Here is an 18,503-nt window from a genome sequence, read left to right on the forward strand (position 1 = left end):
GAGCCTACTTGACGACAGGCTTGATATGCTTGAATTTGCTCCATGCGCTGCGGCGGTACAACTGCAGTTGTGCGGCAGGCACGTAGAGTGTGACGTCGTTGTAGTGGTGCGCGTCGAATAGCGAGTCGATGGGGCACTTCCATATATCGCTGCCAATACCTACGAACTTGCTCGATATGAGGTATAGCTCCTTCAGATTGTTGCACCCTTTGAAGCCTCCCGCCAGTATGTTCATAGTGTCGGCCTCGCACAGCACTACAGCCTTGCGCAGCAGAGTGTCGTGCCTGAAACTGTTGAAGCCCAATTCGCTCACCAAGTATGTCAGCCCGTCGTGAGTGACGCTTGCTGGCACTACAACGTTCTTCTCTTTGGCGTAGGCCAACTGTGCCGATGCGACCAGCCCGCCCCACGAGGTGTATTTTATGTTGGCCACTTGGAACTGTGCCACCTGCTCAAAGCGCGGCCGTCCGTTATCCTCCTGCGACAGGTACACTCCCCAGCCGGCCAGTGCCAGCAGTATGGCTGCCACGGTGGCAGTCACGGCACGGCTAATGCGTTGCTTGCGCTTGCGCAGCTGCTTGAGTGCTGCAATGCTTGGCAGGCGCTGCTTGATGGGCGCTTTGCAGCGCTGCGCCAGGGCGTTGTAGAGGCGGCCCAGGTGCAGGTCGGTGATGATGCAGCCAAGGCTGTAGATGTCGTTGCGGCAGTCGGTGGTGCGCTCTACACGCTGCTCGGGCGACACATAGCCCTTTGTGCCCGATGGCTGCTTGAAGTCGGAGTAGCTGTCGGTGTCGGCCAGTCCAAAGTCTATGAGCTTGACGTTATGGCCGTTGCGCGTGATCATCACATTTTCGGGCTTGAGGTCGCGGTGCACCACCTGGCGGCTGTGCAGACACTCAATGGCGTCGACAAGTTGGCGCAGCACCTTGAGCCTTTCGCGCCGGCGGGGCTTGGTGGCAAGCCATTGGCGCAAGTTGAGGCCGTCAACCCACTCCATCACAATGCAGCGCCCGTAGCCGGGCACCTCTTCAAGGCTGTAGGCTTGTGCTATGTGTGGGTGGTCAAACTGATGTTGTATGTCGTACTCCTTTTGCTGCAGGTTGCGGTACAGGTCGAGCTGGCGGCAAGCCGGGCTCAGGGCCTTGATCACCCACCACTTTCCGTCGCGCCTGGCGCGCAACAGCATGGTAGTGGCGCCGCTGTACGTCACCTCCATATCCATGAAGTCTTGACTCAGTGTGCCATCGTCTGTGCAGAACAATTCTGATCCTTCGCTATCCGGTTTCATCATTCCTGTGATAAGAATTGCGTATTGGTTAATTTTGGAGAATGCACCTCGGCAGTTAATTGCTTACCTTTGCAACATCAATACATAGCGCAAAGCGTTGCCGCGTGTATGCAATGTAACTGTAAGTGATTATAAAAATCGCAAGAAAGAGATGCAAAAACTATTGGCAGAGCCCTGTTAGGAAAGGGGGCTCTGCCACTTTTTTGTGTCTTGTCGTGTCACGCCTTTGGGCTTGTATGCTGAGGCGTGGCGGCGCGGCGCGCGGAGTTATTCCTCGCCGGCAAAGAGGGGGGCCCAGGCGGGCAGTTTGACGGGCTTTTGCTTGAGCAACTCGAGCGTGGCGGCCGGCACATACTTTTTGTCTACTACCAGGCGGAACATGTACTCGTCAAACCATTCGTCGGTCATGATAAGGTGGCCGTTGTAGCCCGACGAGGCGCCCCACGAGTTTTCGACCATCCACTTTCTGGGCTTGCCCTGTGCATTGAGGTCAACAGCCATAAGTGTCATGGCGTGGCTCGAGGCAGAGGCAAATGTGCTGATGCGCTCGGCCTTGGTCATGGGGAAGGTGGTGCCGAAGAGCGACTCGTAGTCGTAGTTCTTGAGCGAGAGCACACCCGTTTTTGAGTCGAGATATTTGCCCACATCGCACGAGAAGTACATCATCACCGAGTCCTTGATAGAGGCTATGGCCATGGCCTTGATTTCGTCGACGGGCAGGTTGAGGTATGTCCATTGCATGCCGTCGTATGAGTGGCGGTCCATGTCGATGGTGTACGTTTTGTGGTAGGGGCGCGAGGGGTCGTTCATGAGCATGACATACGAGCCCTTGAGGTCGGTGCCCACATACTTCTTATAGAACTCCTGGGGCGTGTACAGCTGTGGCTCGGCCAGAGCCTTGCCGCTGGCGTCGCGCGGTGTCCACGTAAACTGCTGCACGGGCTCGCCAAGGCATATTGACAGTATGTGGTAAACGGTGGCAAGCATCTGCACCTTCTGCTTTTCGAGTTCGGCACCCTTCTTGCCCGCAGCGGCCATTTTGCGCAGTGTAAGGCCGTACTCGCGCAGTTTGAGGCTCAGTATCGAGGCCATGCGCTGTGTGTTGTTGGCATTGTACGACTCGGGCATGGCCTCGGCAGGCACAAGGCCGTACTTGCTCACCACGTCAATCACACCGCAAAAGGTGCCGCCGTCGCTCAGTGGATTTTTGAAGAGCCACTCTACCAACTTGTCGTCCATGGGTTTGCTGGCATTGTCTATCACAGCCTGAAGGAAGAGGTTCGACTTTTCCAACTGGTCGTAGAAGAAGTTGTAGCTCTGCGAGAACTGGAAACTGCCCAGCCCCTGTTGTTGTATCATCTTGGCGCGCATCACGTTGAGGCCAGTGAACAGCCAGCAGCGTCCCGAGCTCTTTTGGTCGGTAATGCCTTTGCCTGGCACCTCGTTGCTGAAGTGTGTGTCGTGTGCGTCGACATTGTCGGCATTGGTGGCAAGCTGGTTGATGCTTGTGCCGGCCAGGGCGTTGCGCAGTGCGCGGTCGGCCGGGTTTGTCTTGTTAGCTTTTTTGATTTGTTGCAGCATTTCGGTAGTGATGCCGCCTTTGCCCGCGCTCACCGTCTGTGCGGCAGCGCCAAGCGTCATGGCCGCCAGGGCCAAGGTAATAATGGGCTTGATAGTCATGTTGATAGTGGGGGTTAATGGGTTAGTGGGTTAGGAGGTTAAAGGGTTAGGGGGTTAATGGGTTAATGGGTTAGGAGGTTAAAGGGTTAGGGGGTTAAGGGGTTATTGGGTTAAAGGGTTAAGAGGTTAGGGGGTTAGTGGGTTAAAAAGTAACTCTTGTGGGTAAGACTGGATGTACTACCAATCTTGGGGGCAATAAGCCAAAGTGCCTTTTTAACCCCCTAACCCTCTTAACCCTCTACTCTAATCTTCCGCCATCTCGTGTACGTCCAATCTGTCAGTTTGAAGAAGATGAGGGCGGTTACCAAACCACCGAACACGTCGACCAGATAGTGTGCCTGAATATATACTGTGGCGCAGCACAGGAATATGTAGAACGGAAAGGCTATGGCAAACAGGTAGCGGCGGTTGCGCCACAACAGCAGCATGAGCACCGTGCTCATGCCCACATGGCTTGACGGAAAGGCTGCCGTGGGGCGCTCGCCCGTCTTTTGGGTGTTCTCAACCAACTCGCGGAAGAATCCATCGGGGCCAGGCGAGGGAGACAGCTCTGTGTGGTAGCGGAAGTAGTTGCCGAGCTGTGGAAAGTGGGCGCTCTGTATCACGTCCGTGCCCACGGCATGAAAGTAGTATTGGGGGCCGGCCACGGGCAGGAACAGGTAGATGAGGTAGTAGAGGAAGAAGCTGGCAAGCACCACAAAGGCCGTGCGGCTGAACTGGCTGCGGTCGGTGAAGAGGGGGGCGAGCACTGTGAGGAATATGAGCGGATAGTAGGCAAAGTAGCCCATGTGGAACAACTCACTCCACACCTTTTGGGGTAACCACTGTGCAAAGGTTATGCTCGGCTGGCAACCAAACAGGGCATGGTCGGCCGCGGCAAACAAATAGTCGAGGTTGGGAAACAACTGGCAGAACTCGTAGGTGTCGGGGTACCAGTAGCCGAGCAGCGACAGGGGGAAGATGTAGCGCAGCAGCAGTATGTACTTGTTGGGGCGCAGGTGGTAGAACAACCACAGCAGCGCCATGCCGCCCACTACCATGCAACGCCCTTCGAGCAGCTGCAGCGGGTTGCCCATTTGTGACCAAAACAGCACAATGAGCAGTGTGGTGAACAGGGTGTATGCTAATGTGGCCCACTCTACGAGTATGGGACCTTGATGTGTGCGTGTGGTGACTGGTGTGTCAGACATATAATATATATGGTGTGGTGATACCTGTTGGCGGAATTATGGGTTGACGGGTAAGTATGCGATACACTTTATTATGTTAAAGTATGAATGGTAAGAAGGCAAACTTACCTGTCAACCTGTACACTTGTCAACTTGTTTACTAAATCCGCTAACGCGTTGGTAATGAATATCTAAATACTTTGTGCGCCGAATGTGGCTTTAACGCCCCTCACGAGCGGCCATTGCGGGCGGTAGCCCAGTTCGTTGCGTGCGGGCGATATGTCGCAGCGCCAGTTGCGTTGGCGCATGATGCGGTATTTGTCGGAGTTAAGCGTCGAGGTGCGTCCGGCAAGGCGGGCCACCCGTTCGGCCACCCAGCTTACGGTCCGCAGCACCCACAGCGGGGCTGTGATGTGCAGCACGTGTTGCACACCGAGCTCCATTTGTATCAGGTCGCTAAAGGTGCGGCTTGTATACTCCTTGCCATCTGTCAGAAAGTATTGGCGTCCGCTCTTGCCATGTGTCAGTGCCAGGAAGGCGGCCTCCACCAGGTCGGCCACGTAGATGAAGGTGATGACCTGTGGCTTGTAGCCCACGGCAAAGTCGATGTGGCGGCGTATGCTGTCGGCCATCATGGCATAGTCGCGTTCACGCGGGCCATACACCCCCGTTGGGCGCAGCACCACGTAGTTGAGGCCCTTTATGTCGGCCAGCAAGGCTTCGGCCTGCAGTTTTGAGGCCCCGTATGCTGTGTTGGGGCGTGCCAGGTCGGCTTCGCAGATGGGCTTATAATCCTTTTCGTGTATGGGGCCCATCACGCTCAGCGAGCTGATGAACACCAGTCGGCCGGTCTCAGTCAGGGCTCCTGTGGCGAGCAGACACGTGGCCAGGCGTTCTGTGCCTTCGGCATTGATGCTGAAAAAATCCTCGGCACGCCGGCACTTGGTGGCTCCTGCGGCGTGAATGACGTAGTCGAAGCTGCGTCCGTTCTGTGCCTGCAGGTGCTCGTCGAGCTGTTGGTGCAGATGTGTGCTGTTGGCCAGGTCGAGTTCGATAAAGTTGATGCGGCCGTCTTGCAGGTAGCGTCGGCTGCTCGTGGGTCGCACGGCGGCCCACACCTCCATGCCTTCGGCAAGGGCGCGTTCAACCATGAAACTGCCTATGAAACCGGACGCGCCGGTAATGAGTATCTTGTGCATCGTGTGGGGGAGGAGGGGTTATGAGGTTATGAGGGGAGGGGGTTATGAGTTTAGAGGTTATGAGGTTATAAAGTAACTCTTGTGAGCAGGGTTGGGGGAGGGGGAGGTTATAAGGTTAATGGGTTATAAGGTTATGAGGTTAAAAAGTAACCTTTGTGAGCAGGACGCTCCCAATCTCTAATGGGGGCGACGCGTCCCGCGTCGGTGAAATGGACAACGCTCACAATCACCAACGTAACAGTTTGTGCCCGAGGCGGGACGCCTCGCCCCCATTTGAGCGAGCGTGGCTTGGAGGGGTTAAAAAGCAGCCTTTGTGATTTAGAACCCTCGTGCAAGTAGAAACAGGAGGCTATCCTGCAAGTCAGAGTGCCTTTTTAACCCTCTAACCTAACCTCCTAACCCAATCACCCTCATAACCCCCTAAAGTGGTCGTAGGCCGTTTGCAGCAAAGCCTTGGCCGCATTGACACGCTGTTGCGAGGCGTGGGGTGCCTCGCGCATCACGCTGGCCGGCTGAGTGAGCAGGTTAACCACCGAAATGCCCGAGTTGTCCATGTAGTAAGTGCCCTCCTGCCATGTGTGTACGGCCGAGGGATGAGTATAGGTGCGGCTCAGCACATCGCGGCTCATGCCAAACTGCTTGTGTGGCAGTTGCAGTTGGCCCAGCAGTGTGGCAGCCAAGTCCGTTTGGTTACATATTTGCGTCACCACGCGCGGGCCCTTGAGTGCGCCCCCCGCCATGATGATGGGAATGTGGCTCCGGCGCTCGTCGGCATCGCTGATGCCCTCGGGATAGTTCACCCCGTGGTCGGGCAGCATCACCACCAGCGTGTTGCGCCACAGGGCCGACTGCCGCAGACGGCTGATAAAGGTGCCAATGCAGTGGTCGAGATAAGCCATGGAGTTGGCCACCTTGTCGCCCTTGATGCGGTTGTAGGGCACAATCCAAGGCTCGTGGCTGGCCAGTGTCTGAAAGGTGACGTGCCACGGGCGGCCTTGCGGCAGACGCATGATGCGCTGGTAGAGTGTGTCAAAGGCGATGGCGTCGGTCACGCCCCAGTTGTGTGTGCGGCGCACCGCCACCGGAAAGCTCTCGTCGCCCTCAATGCGGTCGTAGCCAGTGCTTTGCAGGTAGCCCCTCATGTTGGTAAAGTTGGCATCGCCGCCGTACAGATAGGCAGTGGCATAGCCCGCCCCCTTGAGCGATGAGGCAATGCTTGGCAGGTGTTCGCAGCGCGAGGGCATCTTCATCACACTAAGGTCGGGAAACGATGGGAAACCGCTCAGTGCGCACACCGTGCCGCGGTCGGTGCGGTAGGAGTTGGCATAGGCTTGGGTAAACACCACCCCCTCGTGTGCCAGACGGTTGAGGTTAGGTGTGATGCGCGGGTCGCTCTTGGGGTCGACGGCATTGACAAAGGTGCCGCCGCAGCCCTCCATCAGTATAATCAGCACATTGGGCCGTGTGGTGTTGAGCAGCGGCTCGGTGTCGAGGCTCTCGGTGTTGTAGCCCAGCATGCTGTAGATGCGTTTGCGCTCGTCGTGGCTAAAAAAGTGAGCCTGCCGCCCGTAGTCGCCCGCCTTGAGAGTGGACGATATGAGGCTGAAGGCCGGATTGACCGCCGTGTGGTTAAGAAAGGCGTTGGGGCTGAAGTACACCATACCCACATTGGCCGTGCCCTTGCCCACACCGCCGCGAATGCCCAGAAATATCAGTCCGCCGGCCACGAGCCACGCAGCGGTCCACCACCCCCTTGTGCGGCGTGTGGCCCCCTTGCGGCTGGGCGCGTGTGCAGCCTTGCGGCGTGGCACAAAGGTGAGCACCTGCAGGTAATAGAGCAGCACCGCCACGGCCACCACGGCCAATGTGGCGCACAGGGCGTAGCCCATGCTCACACTTTGCAGCGCGCCCTCGGGCTGTGCCAGATAGTTCCACACCGTGGCGTCGAGTTTGGTGTGCCAAAAGCCATACAGACAGGCATCGCCCACCAGCACCAGTGCCAGGGCGGCTCCCACCACAGCGGCCCACACCTTGTAGGCCACGCGCCAGCCGCGCAGCCTCACCCACAGGCCCAGGCCGCACAGCAGCCATACGGGTGCAATGAGGTAGCCCGCTGTGGCCACATCGAGCAGCAAGCCGTGCAGCATGGCCTGGCCTATGCCGCTCCAGCCCGTGCTGCCGCTAACGGCGGCGGGCTGTGCAAGCACAAACAGCGGTTTGGCCAGTGTGCCGGCCAGCACGAGTGCTAAATAGAGCAGCACCAGGCGCATAGCCTGGCGCAGTATGGGGTTATGATTGTTGTTGGGCATAGTGCGCAGGTAGTGTTACATTTCCTTAAGCCACTTCTTGCCCCGGTTGCTATTAAGCCACACTATAAAAGCGAATGTAGGGATAAGTGTGATGCAAAATGTGATGATTAGAGGCATGGTCAGTCCTTTTTAGTGATTTTATATGCAATATAGGCAAAAGCAATGGTTTGCATGATGCCTAAAATGGTAATGCACGAAACTATTACAGTTGTTGCATGTCGTTCAGCCTCTTGTAGTATCCGCCGAGTTTCAGCAGCTCCTCGTGTGTGCCGCGTTCCACGATGCGTCCTTCGTAGAGCACACATATCTCGTCAGCATTCTTGATAGTCGACAGGCGGTGGGCAATGGCTATGGTAGTGCGTGTGCTCATCAGCCTTTCGAGCGCCTCCTGCACCAGTCGTTCGCTTTCGGTGTCGAGCGCCGAGGTAGCCTCGTCAAGAATAAGAATGTCGGGGTTCTTGAGCACGGCGCGGGCAATAGAGATGCGCTGGCGCTGTCCGCCCGACAGTTTGCAGCCGCGGTCGCCCACCTTGGTGTTGTAGCCCTGCTCGCTCTCCATTATAAAGTCGTGTGCATTGGCCACCTTGGCAGCCTCCACCACCTGCTCCATGGTGGCATTCTCCACCCCGAAGGTAATGTTGTTGTAGAAGGTGTCGTTAAACAGAATGGCCTCCTGGTTGACATTGCCAATGAGTTGTCGCAGGTCCGACAGGGCAAGCGCCTTGACGTTGACGCCGTCGATGGTAATTTCGCCCCCCGTCACATCGTGGTAGCGTGGCAGCAGGTCGACCAGTGTCGACTTGCCCGAGCCGCTCTGGCCCACAAGGGCGATGGTTTCGCCGCGGCGCACCTTGAGGTCGACCCCTTGCAGCACGGGGGTGGTGCCGTTGTATGAGAAACTTACGTTTTTGAACACTATTTCGTCCTTCAACCCCTCAGTGTGTACAGGCTCGGCAGCCTCCTTGATGGGATTTTCAGCATTCAGAATTTTGTTGACACGCTCAACCGAGGCCATGCCCTTGGGTATGGCATACGAAGCCTTTGAAAAGTCCTTCAAGGGCTGTATGATGCTGTAGAGTATGACCATGTAGAAGATGAACGTGGGCGCGTCGATGGGCGAGTGGTCTGAAAAGATGAGCGTGCCGCCGTACCACAGCACCAGCACAATGAGTGCCGTGCCCAAAAATTCGCTCACCGGGTGTGCCGAGGCCTGACGTATGGCCACGCGGTTCGAGGCATCGCGAAAGTCGTTGGTTGAGCGGTCAAAGCGTGCGGTCATTTTGTGCTCGGCCGTAAAAGCCTTGATAATGCGCATGCCGCCCAGCGTCTCCTCGAGCTGTGCCATTGTTTCGCTCCACTTGTTCTGTGCGTCGAGGCTTTGGTGCTTGAGCTTGCGCCCGATGCGCCCCATGAGCCAGCCCATGAGCGGCAGCACGATGATGGTGAACAGCGTGAGCTGCCACGAGGTGTAGATGAGCACCCCAAAGTAGCAAGTGAGCAGAATGGGGTTTTTGATGAGCATGTCGAGTGAGCCGGTAATAGAGTTCTCAATCTCGTTGACATCGCCGCTCATGCGTGCAATGATGTCGCCCTTGCGCTCGTCGCTGAAAAAGGACAGTGGCAGCGACACGATTTTGTGATACACCTGGGTGCGGATGTCGCGCACAATGCCGGTGCGCAGCGGCACCATTATAGCCACCGAGGCAAAGTAGCAGCCCGTTTTGAGCAGTGTGGCCGTCACCAGAAACAAGCCAATGAGCAGCAGTGCCGTGGCGGCGCCATATTGGTCCATCAGCTCGGTGGTGTACCAATACATGTTGTTTACGGCAATGTCTTTGATGCTCATGCCGGCGGCCGACCATGGTATGAACTCGTAGCGGTTCTGGTCAATGCCAAAGAGCATTTGCAGCATGGGAATGATGGATACGAATGAGAACACGTTCAGTATTGCCGACAGCAGGTTGAACACGAGTGAGCCAGCGAGGTAGCCCTTGTATGGTGTGACGAAGTGCCGCATGACGCGGAAAAACTCTTTCATGCGCTGAGTATGTGTGTGATTGAGCGTTATAATGGATATTGCGGCAAATTTACGAAATAATGTGCGAATGTGCTAATGTGTAAACGGTAAAACGTCAATATGCTAACGGCCTCAAGCACTAAACGCAAGCGCCAAACGCAAGCACTAAACGCTACCACCAAACGCAAGCACTAAACGCTACCACCAAACGCTACCACTAAACACAAGTACTAAACGCAAGCACACAACGCAAGCACTAATGGGGGCGACGCGTCCCGCGTCGGGCATCAAGGCAAAGGCTCACAGGCAGTCATGTAATTAGTGCTGTCTGTGAGCCTTTTTTGTGTATGAACATTGCATTTTTCCCGACGCGGGACGCGTCGCCCCCATTAGAGCTTGCGTTTAGTGCTTGCGTTTGGTGCTTGCGTTTGGTGCAGCGTGTTGTCACCCCTTCAGTATGCGTTTGATGTCGTTCAGCTTGTTGAGTGCTTCGAGCGGTGTGAGGTTGTTGACGTCGAGGCCTAACAGTTCGTCGCGTATTTGGCCCAGCACGGGGTCGTCGAGTTGGAAAAAGCTGAGCTGCATGCCCTCCTGCTGCTGTGTGCGGCTTTCGGCCTTTGGTACCTTTGAGCCAGCCTTGGCTCCGGCCTCCTCAAGGTCGGCAAGTATCTGTGTGGCGCGGTTGACGATGCTCTGCGGCATGCCCGCCAGGCGTGCCACGTGTATGCCGAAGGAGTGTTCCGAACCGCCGCGTTGCAACTTGCGCAGAAACACCACGCGGCCGTTAACCTCGCGCACCGACACGTTCCAGTTTTTGATGCGTGGAAACAGGCGTTCCATTTCGTTAAGCTCGTGGTAGTGGGTGGCAAAGAGCGTGCGTGCGTGCGCCTTGGCGTTTTCGTGAATGTACTCTACTATGGCCCACGCTATGGATATGCCGTCGTAGGTAGATGTGCCGCGTCCCAGCTCGTCGAACAGCACAAGCGAGCGCTCCGTCAGGTTGTTCATGATGTTGGCAGCCTCGCTCATTTCGACCATGAAGGTGCTCTCGCCCACCGATATGTTGTCGCTTGCACCCACACGCGTGAATATCTTGTCCACCAATCCGATGTGTGCCGATGCGGCGGGCACAAATGAGCCGGTCTGTGCCATGAGGGTGATGAGGGCCGTTTGGCGCAGCAGGGCGCTTTTACCCGCCATGTTGGGACCGGTAACGATGATTATTTGCTGGCCCTTGGTGTCGAGCTCTACACTGTTCGACACATACTCCTCGCCCGGCGGCATGAGCGTTTCGATTACGGGGTGGCGCCCCTCGTGTATGTCGATGACGAGGCTGTCGTCAACCACGGGTCGCACGTAGTGGCGCTCGCGTGCCACGGCGGCCAGACTCTGCAGGCAGTCGAGGTGGCTCAGGGCGGCGGCAGTGTGCTGCAGTGGGGTGATGTATTGCGACACCTCGGCCACGAGGTCGGCATAGAGGCGTGCCTCGAGGTCGAGAATGCGGTCCTCGGCACCCAATATTTTGTCTTCAAGTTCCTTCAGCTCCTGTGTGATGTAGCGTTCGGCCTGAGCCAGAGTTTGCTTGCGCACCCACTCTTGTGGCACTTTGTCCTTGTAGGTGTTGCGCACCTCGATGTAGTAGCCAAACACGTTGTTGAAGCCAATCTTGAGGCTCGGTATGCCGGTGGCGTCGCTCTCGCGCTGCTGTATTTGCAGCAGGAACTCCTTGCTCGATGTTTGTATGTGGCGCAGTTCGTCCAGCTCGGCACTCACGCCGGCAGCTATCACGCCGCCCTTGTTGACGAGCACCGGCGGGTCGGGGCACAGCGTGGCCTTGATGTGGTCGCGCAGTGGGGCCAGGGGGTTGAGCTGGCTGCCCACCTGTGCTATGGCCTGGCAGCCGTCGGCGTGGTCGCAGGCATACTTGAGCGTGGCGGTGCTTTCGAGTGCGCAGCGCAGTTGCTGCAGTTCACGCGGATTGGCGCGCGCCACTGCCACCTTGCTCACTATGCGCTCCATGTCGCCTATTTTGGGCAGTTCCATCTCGCAGAGCTCGCGAAAGTCGGGGTGCTTGAAGAAGTGCTCCACACCGTCCTGCCGCGCCACGATGGCCTGCACCGAGCGCAGTGGGAACACCAGCCAGCGGCGCAGCATGCGGGCACCCATGGGGGTGAGGGTGCGGTCGATAACGGCGAGCAGCGGTGTGCCGCCTTCGGCCATGGGGGCTACCAGCTCGAGGTTGCGTGTGGTAAAGCGGTCGAGCCTTACGTAGCCGTCCTCCTCGATACGGCGCAGGGTGGTGATGTGCGAAGTGTGCTTGTGTTGGGTTATTTCGAGGTAACACATGATGGCGCCGGCGGCCACCACGCCGTCCTTCAGGTGGTCTACCCCAAAGCCCTTGAGGTTGCGCACCTGGAAGTGGCGCGTGAGTTTTTCGTTAGCTGTTTGTGTGGTGAAGGCCCAGTCGTCGAGGTCGAACACAAAGTACTTTTGACCGTACAACCCCTTGAAGCGCCCTTTCAACCCGTGCTGCACGAGCACCTCTTTCGGTGCAAAGCCAGCCAGCAGTTTGTCAATGTACTCGGTGGTGCCTTCGGCCACGAGGAACTCGCCCGTCGATATGTCGAGCAGCGATATGCCTACGGCCTGTGCGCCAAAGTGTACGGCAGCCAGAAAGTTGTTCTCGCGGGCGTTGAGCACATTGTCGGCCATGGCCACACCGGGTGTTACAAGCTCGGTAATGCCGCGTTTGACAAGCTTTTTGGCCAGTTTGGGGTCCTCAAGCTGGTCGCAGATGGCCACGCGGTAGCCTGCACGTATGAGCCTGGGCAGGTAAGTGTCGAGTGCGTGGTAGGGAAAGCCAGCCATCTCGGTGCTTGCCGCCTGCCCCTTGTTGTTGCGGCGTGTCAGGGTGATGCCCAGCACCTTCGAAGCGGTTTGGGCATCGTTGTCGTAGGTTTCGTAAAAGTCGCCGCAGCGGAATAGCAGTATGGCGTCGGGGTTTTTGGCCTTCAGTTCATAGAACTGCTTCATCATCGGTGTAAGAGTCTCAGCCATGGGGTAGGGGTATGTGCAGGGGGGAATATTTGATGTGTGTATATATATGTGTAAATGCGCAAATGTGCAAATGCAGAGCGGCCTGGCGTGCTGACAATATAAGGTATATATTATCGGCCTGTCGGCACATCTTTACATTTGCACATCTGCATTGCGGCGGACCGCTTTAGGGTGGTTCTAATAATTCTGAAATAGGGATTTGTGCGCTATCGGAAGTGTATTTTTGAAAGTATGTAAGGGAGCATAGCGGGCTATGTGAGCGAACATACTTTCAAAAAGGCACTTTCGAGAGCGTGCAAATCACATTTCAGAATAGCAGAACTCTAAAAACAGAATTTTTAGAACCACCCTTTACACAGTACCCCCGCTGAGAATCGAACTCAGATCACTGCTTTAGGAGAGCGGTGTTCTATCCATTGAACTACGGGGGCTCGTGGTTTTGGTAGGGCAAAAGTAGCAATTTTTTGTCGAATGCGCGTTACAGTCCCCGCAAAACGCCGCAAAAGTGTGCCGAATGTTGCATATTAGGCGGCCAAGTGTGCAATATTTGCCGCTTTATTTGTAGTTTTGCGCTTAGCAAACACTATACCGATGCCCAGCATCGTGTTAATACCTACTTACCAATGCAACCTATCCGAACTTTTGATGACATGACAGCCCACCTGGCCGGTTTGCGCCGCGTGTGCCGTTTGGCTGTGGTGTGCGGCAGCGATGCCTCCACGGCCGGTGCCGTGATGCGTGCGGTTGAGGCCGGATTTGTCGAGGCCCTGTTTGTGGGCGATTGTGCGGCAGTCAGGCAGCAGCCTTGCGTCAGTGCATGGTCGGGCGGCCGTGTGAGCTACATCGAGGCCGGCTCGCAGATAGAGGCCGCCGAGCTGGCTGTGACCATGGTGCGCCAGGGCCAGGCCGACCTGTTGATGAAGGGACTGCTGCACACCGACACACTGCTGCGCGCCGTGCTCAACAAGGAGTGGGGCATACTGCCGCGTGGCGAGGTGCTCACCCACATAGCCGTGGCGCAAATACCAAGCTATCACAAACTGCTGTTTTTCAGCGACGCCGCCGTCATACCTTATCCCACCCAGGCGCAGCGCATGGCCCAAGTGGGCTACATGGCGCAGATGCTCCACGCCTTTGGCATAGACGAGCCGCGCATAGCTCTGGTGCACTGTGCCGAGACGGTGAGCGACAAGTTTCCGCACACCATGGGCTATGGCGACATTTGCAGCCGTGCCGCCCGTGGCGAGTGGGGGCGTGTGATAGTTGACGGTCCGCTCGACCTGCGCACCGCATGCGACCCTGTGGCCCTTGCCGTAAAGGGCATAACCTCGCCCGTGGGTGGTGAGGCCGATGCCGTGATATTGCCCGACATCGAGGCAGGCAACCTGATGTACAAGGCCCTGCCATTGTTTGCCTCGGCCCGGGTGGCCGGCACATTGCAGGGCACCACGGCCCCTGTGGTGCTGCCCTCGCGCGGCGACTCGCTCGAGGCAAAATACCACAGTCTTGCCCTTGCCGCCATGAGCCTTAATTAGCACATTGACAACTGCCGCCCCCCCCCCACACACACCTCCTTTCAACCCCATGCCTCCATACCATATACTTGTAATCAACCCCGGCTCCACCTCCACCAAGGTGGCCGTCTATGAAGACGAGCGCCCCCTCTGCGTGAGCACCATACGCCACACCCCCGACGAGCTGGCTGCCTACACCCAAATAATTGACCAGCACGACTTCCGCCGCCAACTCGTGACCGACTGGCTGGCGCAGAACAACATACCTTTGCGCTTCGACGCCATTATAGGTCGGGGCGGACTGATAAAGCCCATTCCCGGCGGCGTGTACCGCGTCAACCGCAAAATGTGCTTTGAAACCTACTATGCCCTGCGCAAGCACGCCTGTAACCTGGGCTGCATACTGGCCTATGAACTGGCCAAGGAGCAGGGTGGCGGGTGCCAGGCTTACATAGCCGACCCCGTGACGGTGGACGAACTCGTGCCCGAGGCCCGGGTGAGCGGTTCGCCTCTCATGCCGCGTCTGGCCATTTGGCATGCGCTCAACCAGCGCGCCATTGCCCGCCGCTATGCGCGTCAGGTGGGTTGCAGCTACAACGACCTCAACCTCATTGTCTGCCATCTGGGTGGAGGCATATCCGTGGCGGCGCATGAGCACGGGCGCGCCATCGATGCCAACAATGCCCTCGACGGCGAGGGGCCGCTCTCGCCCGAAAGAGCCGGCACACTGCCCGCTGCCGACCTCATACACCTGTGCTACAGCGGGCGCTACACCGAGGAGCAACTCAAAAAGCGTGTGGCCGGACAGGCCGGACTGATGGCGCACCTCGGCACAACCGACATATTGCAAATAATGCAGATGATAGAGCAGGGCAACGAGCGTGCACGCTTGCTCATCAACGCCATGATATTCCACACCGCCAAGCAGATTGCTGCCGAGGGTGCCGTGCTCTGCGGCCGGGTAGACGCCATTCTGCTCACTGGCGGCATGGCCCATTCGACCTACATCACCGAGGGCATCAAGCAGCGCGTAAGCTATCTGGCACCGGTGCACGTGTTTCCGGGTGAGGACGAGATGGAGGCCCTTGCGCTCAATGCGCTGGCTGTGTTGCGCGGCGAGTGTCAGGCCAAGGAGTATGAGTGAGAGGGCAGCGAGTGGGCACGACAGTGTGCACACGTACGCTACAGTTTGCAAAAAGTTTGACAACCGCCGGCGATTTGTGTCAAGGCGGAGCACGCTATGTCGGCAAAATTGCCTAAGTTTGTGCACACTTAATATACCTATATATAAACCCGTTGGCGGAATTAATTTAAGTTGATAAATATGAGTAAAAAGTTGCACATATCGCTGATTTTTAGTAACTTAGTGGTGTTCAAAACATTAAGTCCAAACCATCGTATGTACAACCTTTATACAAAATTCGTCAAAATACTCGAGATATGCAAGCAATTCTCTGAAAATCTCGTCAATGAATCGGGTAATGTTCCACGTCGTGGTCCTGTTCCCAAGTTTTCGGATTTGGAAGTGGTGGCGCTATCCTTGACGGCAGAGACCGAGAGCATTGATAGTGAGAAGTGGTTGTTCGACTATAAATTGCAAGAGTACAAGGACAACATTCCTAATCTCATATCAAGGAGACAGTTCAATGACCGCAGGAAGAAAACGGCAGGCCTGTGTGAGGAACTGCGCAAGCGGATTGCCATGGAAATGGATGGCGGAGAGGAACAATTCTTTGTTGACTCCAAGCCGATAGAGGTCTGTAGGGTTGCAAGAGGAAAACGTTGCAAGATGGGACGTACCGGCAATTTCTCGCAAGCTCCCGACTTCGGCTTCTGTGCTTCGCAGAACACGTATTATTTTGGTTATAAGTTACACGCTCTCTGTGGGTTAAGTGGAGTTATCCATTCCTATGATCTGTCAAAGGCAAGTGTGGCGGACCTCCATTATATGAAGGATGTAAAACATACTTATCACGACTGTAGCATCTATGGTGACAAAGGGTATATTGGAGCTGACGTACAGCTTGACTTGTTCGAAACCGCACACATAAGACTGGAGTGTCCGTATCGGCTCAACCAAAAGGATTGGAAACCGACATTCATTCCGTTTGCAAAGGCAAGAAAGAGGATTGAGACAATATTCTCACAACTTACAGACCAGTTCTTGGTCATCAGGAACTATGCGAAAATAACGAATGGTTTGTTTGCCAGGATCATTGGCAAAATTAGTGCACTTACCATTCTGCAATACGTAAACTTCATTAACGACAAGCCCATTGGCAGAATTAAGTATGCACTAAATTAATTCCGCCAACAGGTATANCCTATGATCTGTCAAAGGCAAGTGTGGCGGACCTCCATTATATGAAGGATGTAAAACATACTTATCACGACTGTAGCATCTATGGTGACAAAGGGTATATTGGAGCTGACGTACAGCTTGACTTGTTCGAAACCGCACACATAAGACTGGAGTGTCCGTATCGGCTCAACCAAAAGGATTGGAAACCGACATTCATTCCGTTTGCAAAGGCAAGAAAGAGGATTGAGACAATATTCTCACAACTTACAGACCAGTTCTTGGTCATCAGGAACTATGCGAAAATAACGAATGGTTTGTTTGCCAGGATCATTGGCAAAATTAGTGCACTTACCATTCTGCAATACGTAAACTTCATTAACGACAAGCCCATTGGCAGAATTAAGTATGCACTAAATTAATTCCGCCAACAGGTATATATAATATATATAACACAACTATCATGATACTGAAACACCCCCTTGCCTTCATACTTACCGCCACCCTTGCTCTTGGCACATTTACTGCCTGCAGCAACGACGACCCCGCCCCCATGCGCCCCAACCTGCCCGCCACCACGGGCAAGGCCGTGCGCAGCATCAGCCGTCTGGGAAGCATTGAGAGCGGTTACGACTGGACATTCACCTACAACGACGGCCGTCTGACCCAGGCCGCAGGCACATTGCGCAAACCAAGCGCCGACACCGACCGCACCTTCAGCTACACCAGCACCCTCAGCTACGGCCCCACATCGGTGAAAATGAGCAACACGAGTGGCGAGCGCGTTGGACTGCAACTCAACATGCAGGGCCTTGTGGGCCAAATGACGGTAAACCGCAACGTGTACCACTTTCAGTACAACAGCGACGGCCGCATGGTGTCGTGGACGCGTACCATATTCGAGAGTTCGCTGGGCGAGCTGACAGAGTACAGGTCGTCGGCCACCATCAGCTACACCCCGGCAGGTGCGCTGCAGCAGATTGTGTACAATGGCACCGACAACCGCCGCGTGTTGCTCACCTTTACGCAGTCGGCGCAGCAAAATGTGAATGGCCACATGCCGCCCACCGTGAGCAAGGAAATGGGCATCGACGGCTTTGAACACCTCTACTACGCCGGCCTGCTTGGCAAGGCACCCACCATGCTGCCGCAGAGCATTACCTACGAGTATCCCGATGCCGCGGTGCCTACGGCCGCTACCACCACTACCTTTGAGTATGGTGTGCATGCCAACAACGTGACATTGTGCAACTACCATGTGGCCTCTGGCGCTGTGGCGAGTGTGAGCTACGGATATTGAGCGCGCAAGGCGGGTCTTGCTCGCTGATGTGCAAATATTGTTTGTGAGTTATGAGATCTGCCGCTAACGCGGAAACAGAAGAACATAAGGACATAAGAACATAAGATAACGTTCGTGTTAGCCGCTTAGCGCGGAAAACATAAGCAACATAAGTTTACATAAGAAACACATAAGGCCGTTGCGCGGCTAACGGCCACGGACTAACGTCCGGGTGGCCTCAAGAGACATAAGGGCTGACGCCGTAGCGTGCCTTGGTAGCCGCTAACGCGGTAAACATAAGAACATAAGGACATAAGGGCTGACGCCGTAGCGTTACTATATGTAATACTACGGCGTCAGCCCTTATGTCTCTTGAGGCCACCCGGACGTTAGTCCGTGGCCGTCAGCCGCGCAGCGGCCTTATATGTATCTTATGAAAACTTATGTTCTTATGTTCCCGCGGTAAGCGGCTAACACGAACGTTATCTTCTGTTCTTATGTCCTTCTGTTCTCCGCGTTAGCGGCTGCCAAGCCACGCAACGGCCTTTTGTTCTTATGCCCTCCGCGTTAGCGGCAAATCTCATTGAGCACCACATTCTCCCGGCCTCGTCACTTTCAACTTGTACACAAATATTTATTCTCTCCCCGTCAGCCTACCTATAAACGAGTGTATGTACTTTTACTGCCATCTT

At 55.8% G+C, this 18,503-nt stretch carries 11 protein-coding genes, 1 tRNA gene and 1 pseudogene; 5 read left to right on the top strand and 8 right to left on the bottom strand.

The features are described from left to right. Positions 1-4 precede the first annotated feature (4 nt). The 8 genes from BQ5453_RS00945 to BQ5453_RS00980 form a co-directional block, all read right to left on the bottom strand. On the bottom strand, positions 5-1,291 hold the full coding sequence (locus BQ5453_RS00945) for a serine/threonine protein kinase (RefSeq protein WP_071121760.1): 1,287 nt from the start codon (positions 1,289-1,291) through the stop codon (positions 5-7). 264 nt (positions 1,292-1,555) lie between these two features. Further along, entirely contained in the window at positions 1,556-2,962 is a 1,407-nt protein-coding gene (locus BQ5453_RS00950; protein ID WP_071121835.1) for a C1 family peptidase, read from the bottom strand. A gap of 236 nt (positions 2,963-3,198) precedes the next feature. After that, entirely contained in the window at positions 3,199-4,158 is a 960-nt protein-coding gene (locus BQ5453_RS00955) for a phosphatase PAP2 family protein (RefSeq protein ID WP_071121761.1), read from the bottom strand. A gap of 170 nt (positions 4,159-4,328) precedes the next feature. Continuing rightward, positions 4,329-5,336 carry an NAD-dependent epimerase/dehydratase family protein gene (locus BQ5453_RS00960; RefSeq protein ID WP_071121762.1) on the bottom strand — a complete coding sequence of 336 codons (1,008 nt, stop codon included), beginning with the start codon at positions 5,334-5,336 and terminating at the stop codon, positions 4,329-4,331. A 410-nt stretch (positions 5,337-5,746) separates the two neighbouring features. Next, complete coding sequence (locus BQ5453_RS00965; protein WP_083361076.1) at positions 5,747-7,645, bottom strand: LTA synthase family protein; 1,899 nt, start codon at positions 7,643-7,645, stop codon at positions 5,747-5,749. A gap of 202 nt (positions 7,646-7,847) precedes the next feature. Continuing rightward, complete coding sequence (locus BQ5453_RS00970; RefSeq protein WP_022101527.1) at positions 7,848-9,683, bottom strand: ABC transporter ATP-binding protein; 1,836 nt, start codon at positions 9,681-9,683, stop codon at positions 7,848-7,850. Positions 9,684-10,106: 423 nt separating this feature from the next. Beyond that, positions 10,107-12,719: a DNA mismatch repair protein MutS gene (mutS, locus tag BQ5453_RS00975; RefSeq protein ID WP_071121763.1), complete on the bottom strand. Its 2,613-nt coding sequence runs from the start codon at positions 12,717-12,719 to the stop codon at positions 10,107-10,109. Positions 12,720-13,078: 359 nt separating this feature from the next. Beyond that, positions 13,079-13,150: transfer RNA gene (locus BQ5453_RS00980), tRNA-Arg, on the bottom strand. Positions 13,151-13,342: 192 nt separating this feature from the next. Here BQ5453_RS00980 and BQ5453_RS00985 point away from each other — a divergent pair. The 5 genes and pseudogenes from BQ5453_RS00985 to BQ5453_RS01005 all read left to right on the top strand — a co-directional run bounded on the left by BQ5453_RS00985 (position 13,343) and on the right by BQ5453_RS01005 (position 17,832). Beyond that, the gene (locus tag BQ5453_RS00985) at positions 13,343-14,254 is read left to right on the top strand and encodes a phosphate acyltransferase (protein WP_071121764.1); all 912 of its coding nucleotides are present in this window, start codon (positions 13,343-13,345) and stop codon (positions 14,252-14,254) included. Positions 14,255-14,303: 49 nt separating this feature from the next. After that, on the top strand, positions 14,304-15,377 hold the full coding sequence (buk, locus tag BQ5453_RS00990) for a butyrate kinase (protein ID WP_071121837.1): 1,074 nt from the start codon (positions 14,304-14,306) through the stop codon (positions 15,375-15,377). Positions 15,378-15,557: 180 nt separating this feature from the next. Further along, positions 15,558-16,538, top strand: coding sequence for an IS982 family transposase (locus BQ5453_RS00995; RefSeq protein ID WP_071121765.1), 981 nt, complete (start codon positions 15,558-15,560; stop codon positions 16,536-16,538). 20 nt (positions 16,539-16,558) lie between these two features. Then, positions 16,559-16,954, top strand: a pseudogene (locus BQ5453_RS01000) (IS982-like element IS1187 family transposase); the annotation flags it as partial. Positions 16,955-16,995: 41 nt separating this feature from the next. Beyond that, on the top strand, positions 16,996-17,832 hold the full coding sequence (locus tag BQ5453_RS01005; protein WP_071121766.1) for a DUF4595 domain-containing protein: 837 nt from the start codon (positions 16,996-16,998) through the stop codon (positions 17,830-17,832). Positions 17,833-18,503 lie beyond the last annotated feature (671 nt).

The organism is Prevotellamassilia timonensis, from assembly GCF_900106785.1.
GTDB classification, from domain to species: Bacteria; Bacteroidota; Bacteroidia; order Bacteroidales; family Bacteroidaceae; genus Alloprevotella; species Alloprevotella timonensis.

What these genes read in the sequence shown, in the direction of transcription:
- BQ5453_RS00945 (WP_071121760.1), bottom strand. Translation starts at nt 1,291, where the DNA reads ATGATGAAACCGGATAGCGAAGGATCAGAATTGTTCTGCACAGACGAT.
- BQ5453_RS00955 (WP_071121761.1), bottom strand. Translation starts at nt 4,158, where the DNA reads ATGTCTGACACACCAGTCACCACACGCACACATCAAGGTCCCATACTC.
- BQ5453_RS00960 (WP_071121762.1), bottom strand. Translation starts at nt 5,336, where the DNA reads ATGCACAAGATACTCATTACCGGCGCGTCCGGTTTCATAGGCAGTTTC.
- BQ5453_RS00965 (WP_083361076.1), bottom strand. Translation starts at nt 7,645, where the DNA reads ATGCCCAACAACAATCATAACCCCATACTGCGCCAGGCTATGCGCCTG.
- BQ5453_RS00970 (WP_022101527.1), bottom strand. Translation starts at nt 9,683, where the DNA reads ATGAAAGAGTTTTTCCGCGTCATGCGGCACTTCGTCACACCATACAAG.
- mutS (WP_071121763.1), bottom strand. Translation starts at nt 12,719, where the DNA reads ATGGCTGAGACTCTTACACCGATGATGAAGCAGTTCTATGAACTGAAG.
- BQ5453_RS00985 (WP_071121764.1), top strand. Translation starts at nt 13,343, where the DNA reads ATGCAACCTATCCGAACTTTTGATGACATGACAGCCCACCTGGCCGGT.
- buk (WP_071121837.1), top strand. Translation starts at nt 14,304, where the DNA reads ATGCCTCCATACCATATACTTGTAATCAACCCCGGCTCCACCTCCACC.
- BQ5453_RS00995 (WP_071121765.1), top strand. Translation starts at nt 15,558, where the DNA reads ATGAGTAAAAAGTTGCACATATCGCTGATTTTTAGTAACTTAGTGGTG.
- BQ5453_RS01005 (WP_071121766.1), top strand. Translation starts at nt 16,996, where the DNA reads ATGATACTGAAACACCCCCTTGCCTTCATACTTACCGCCACCCTTGCT.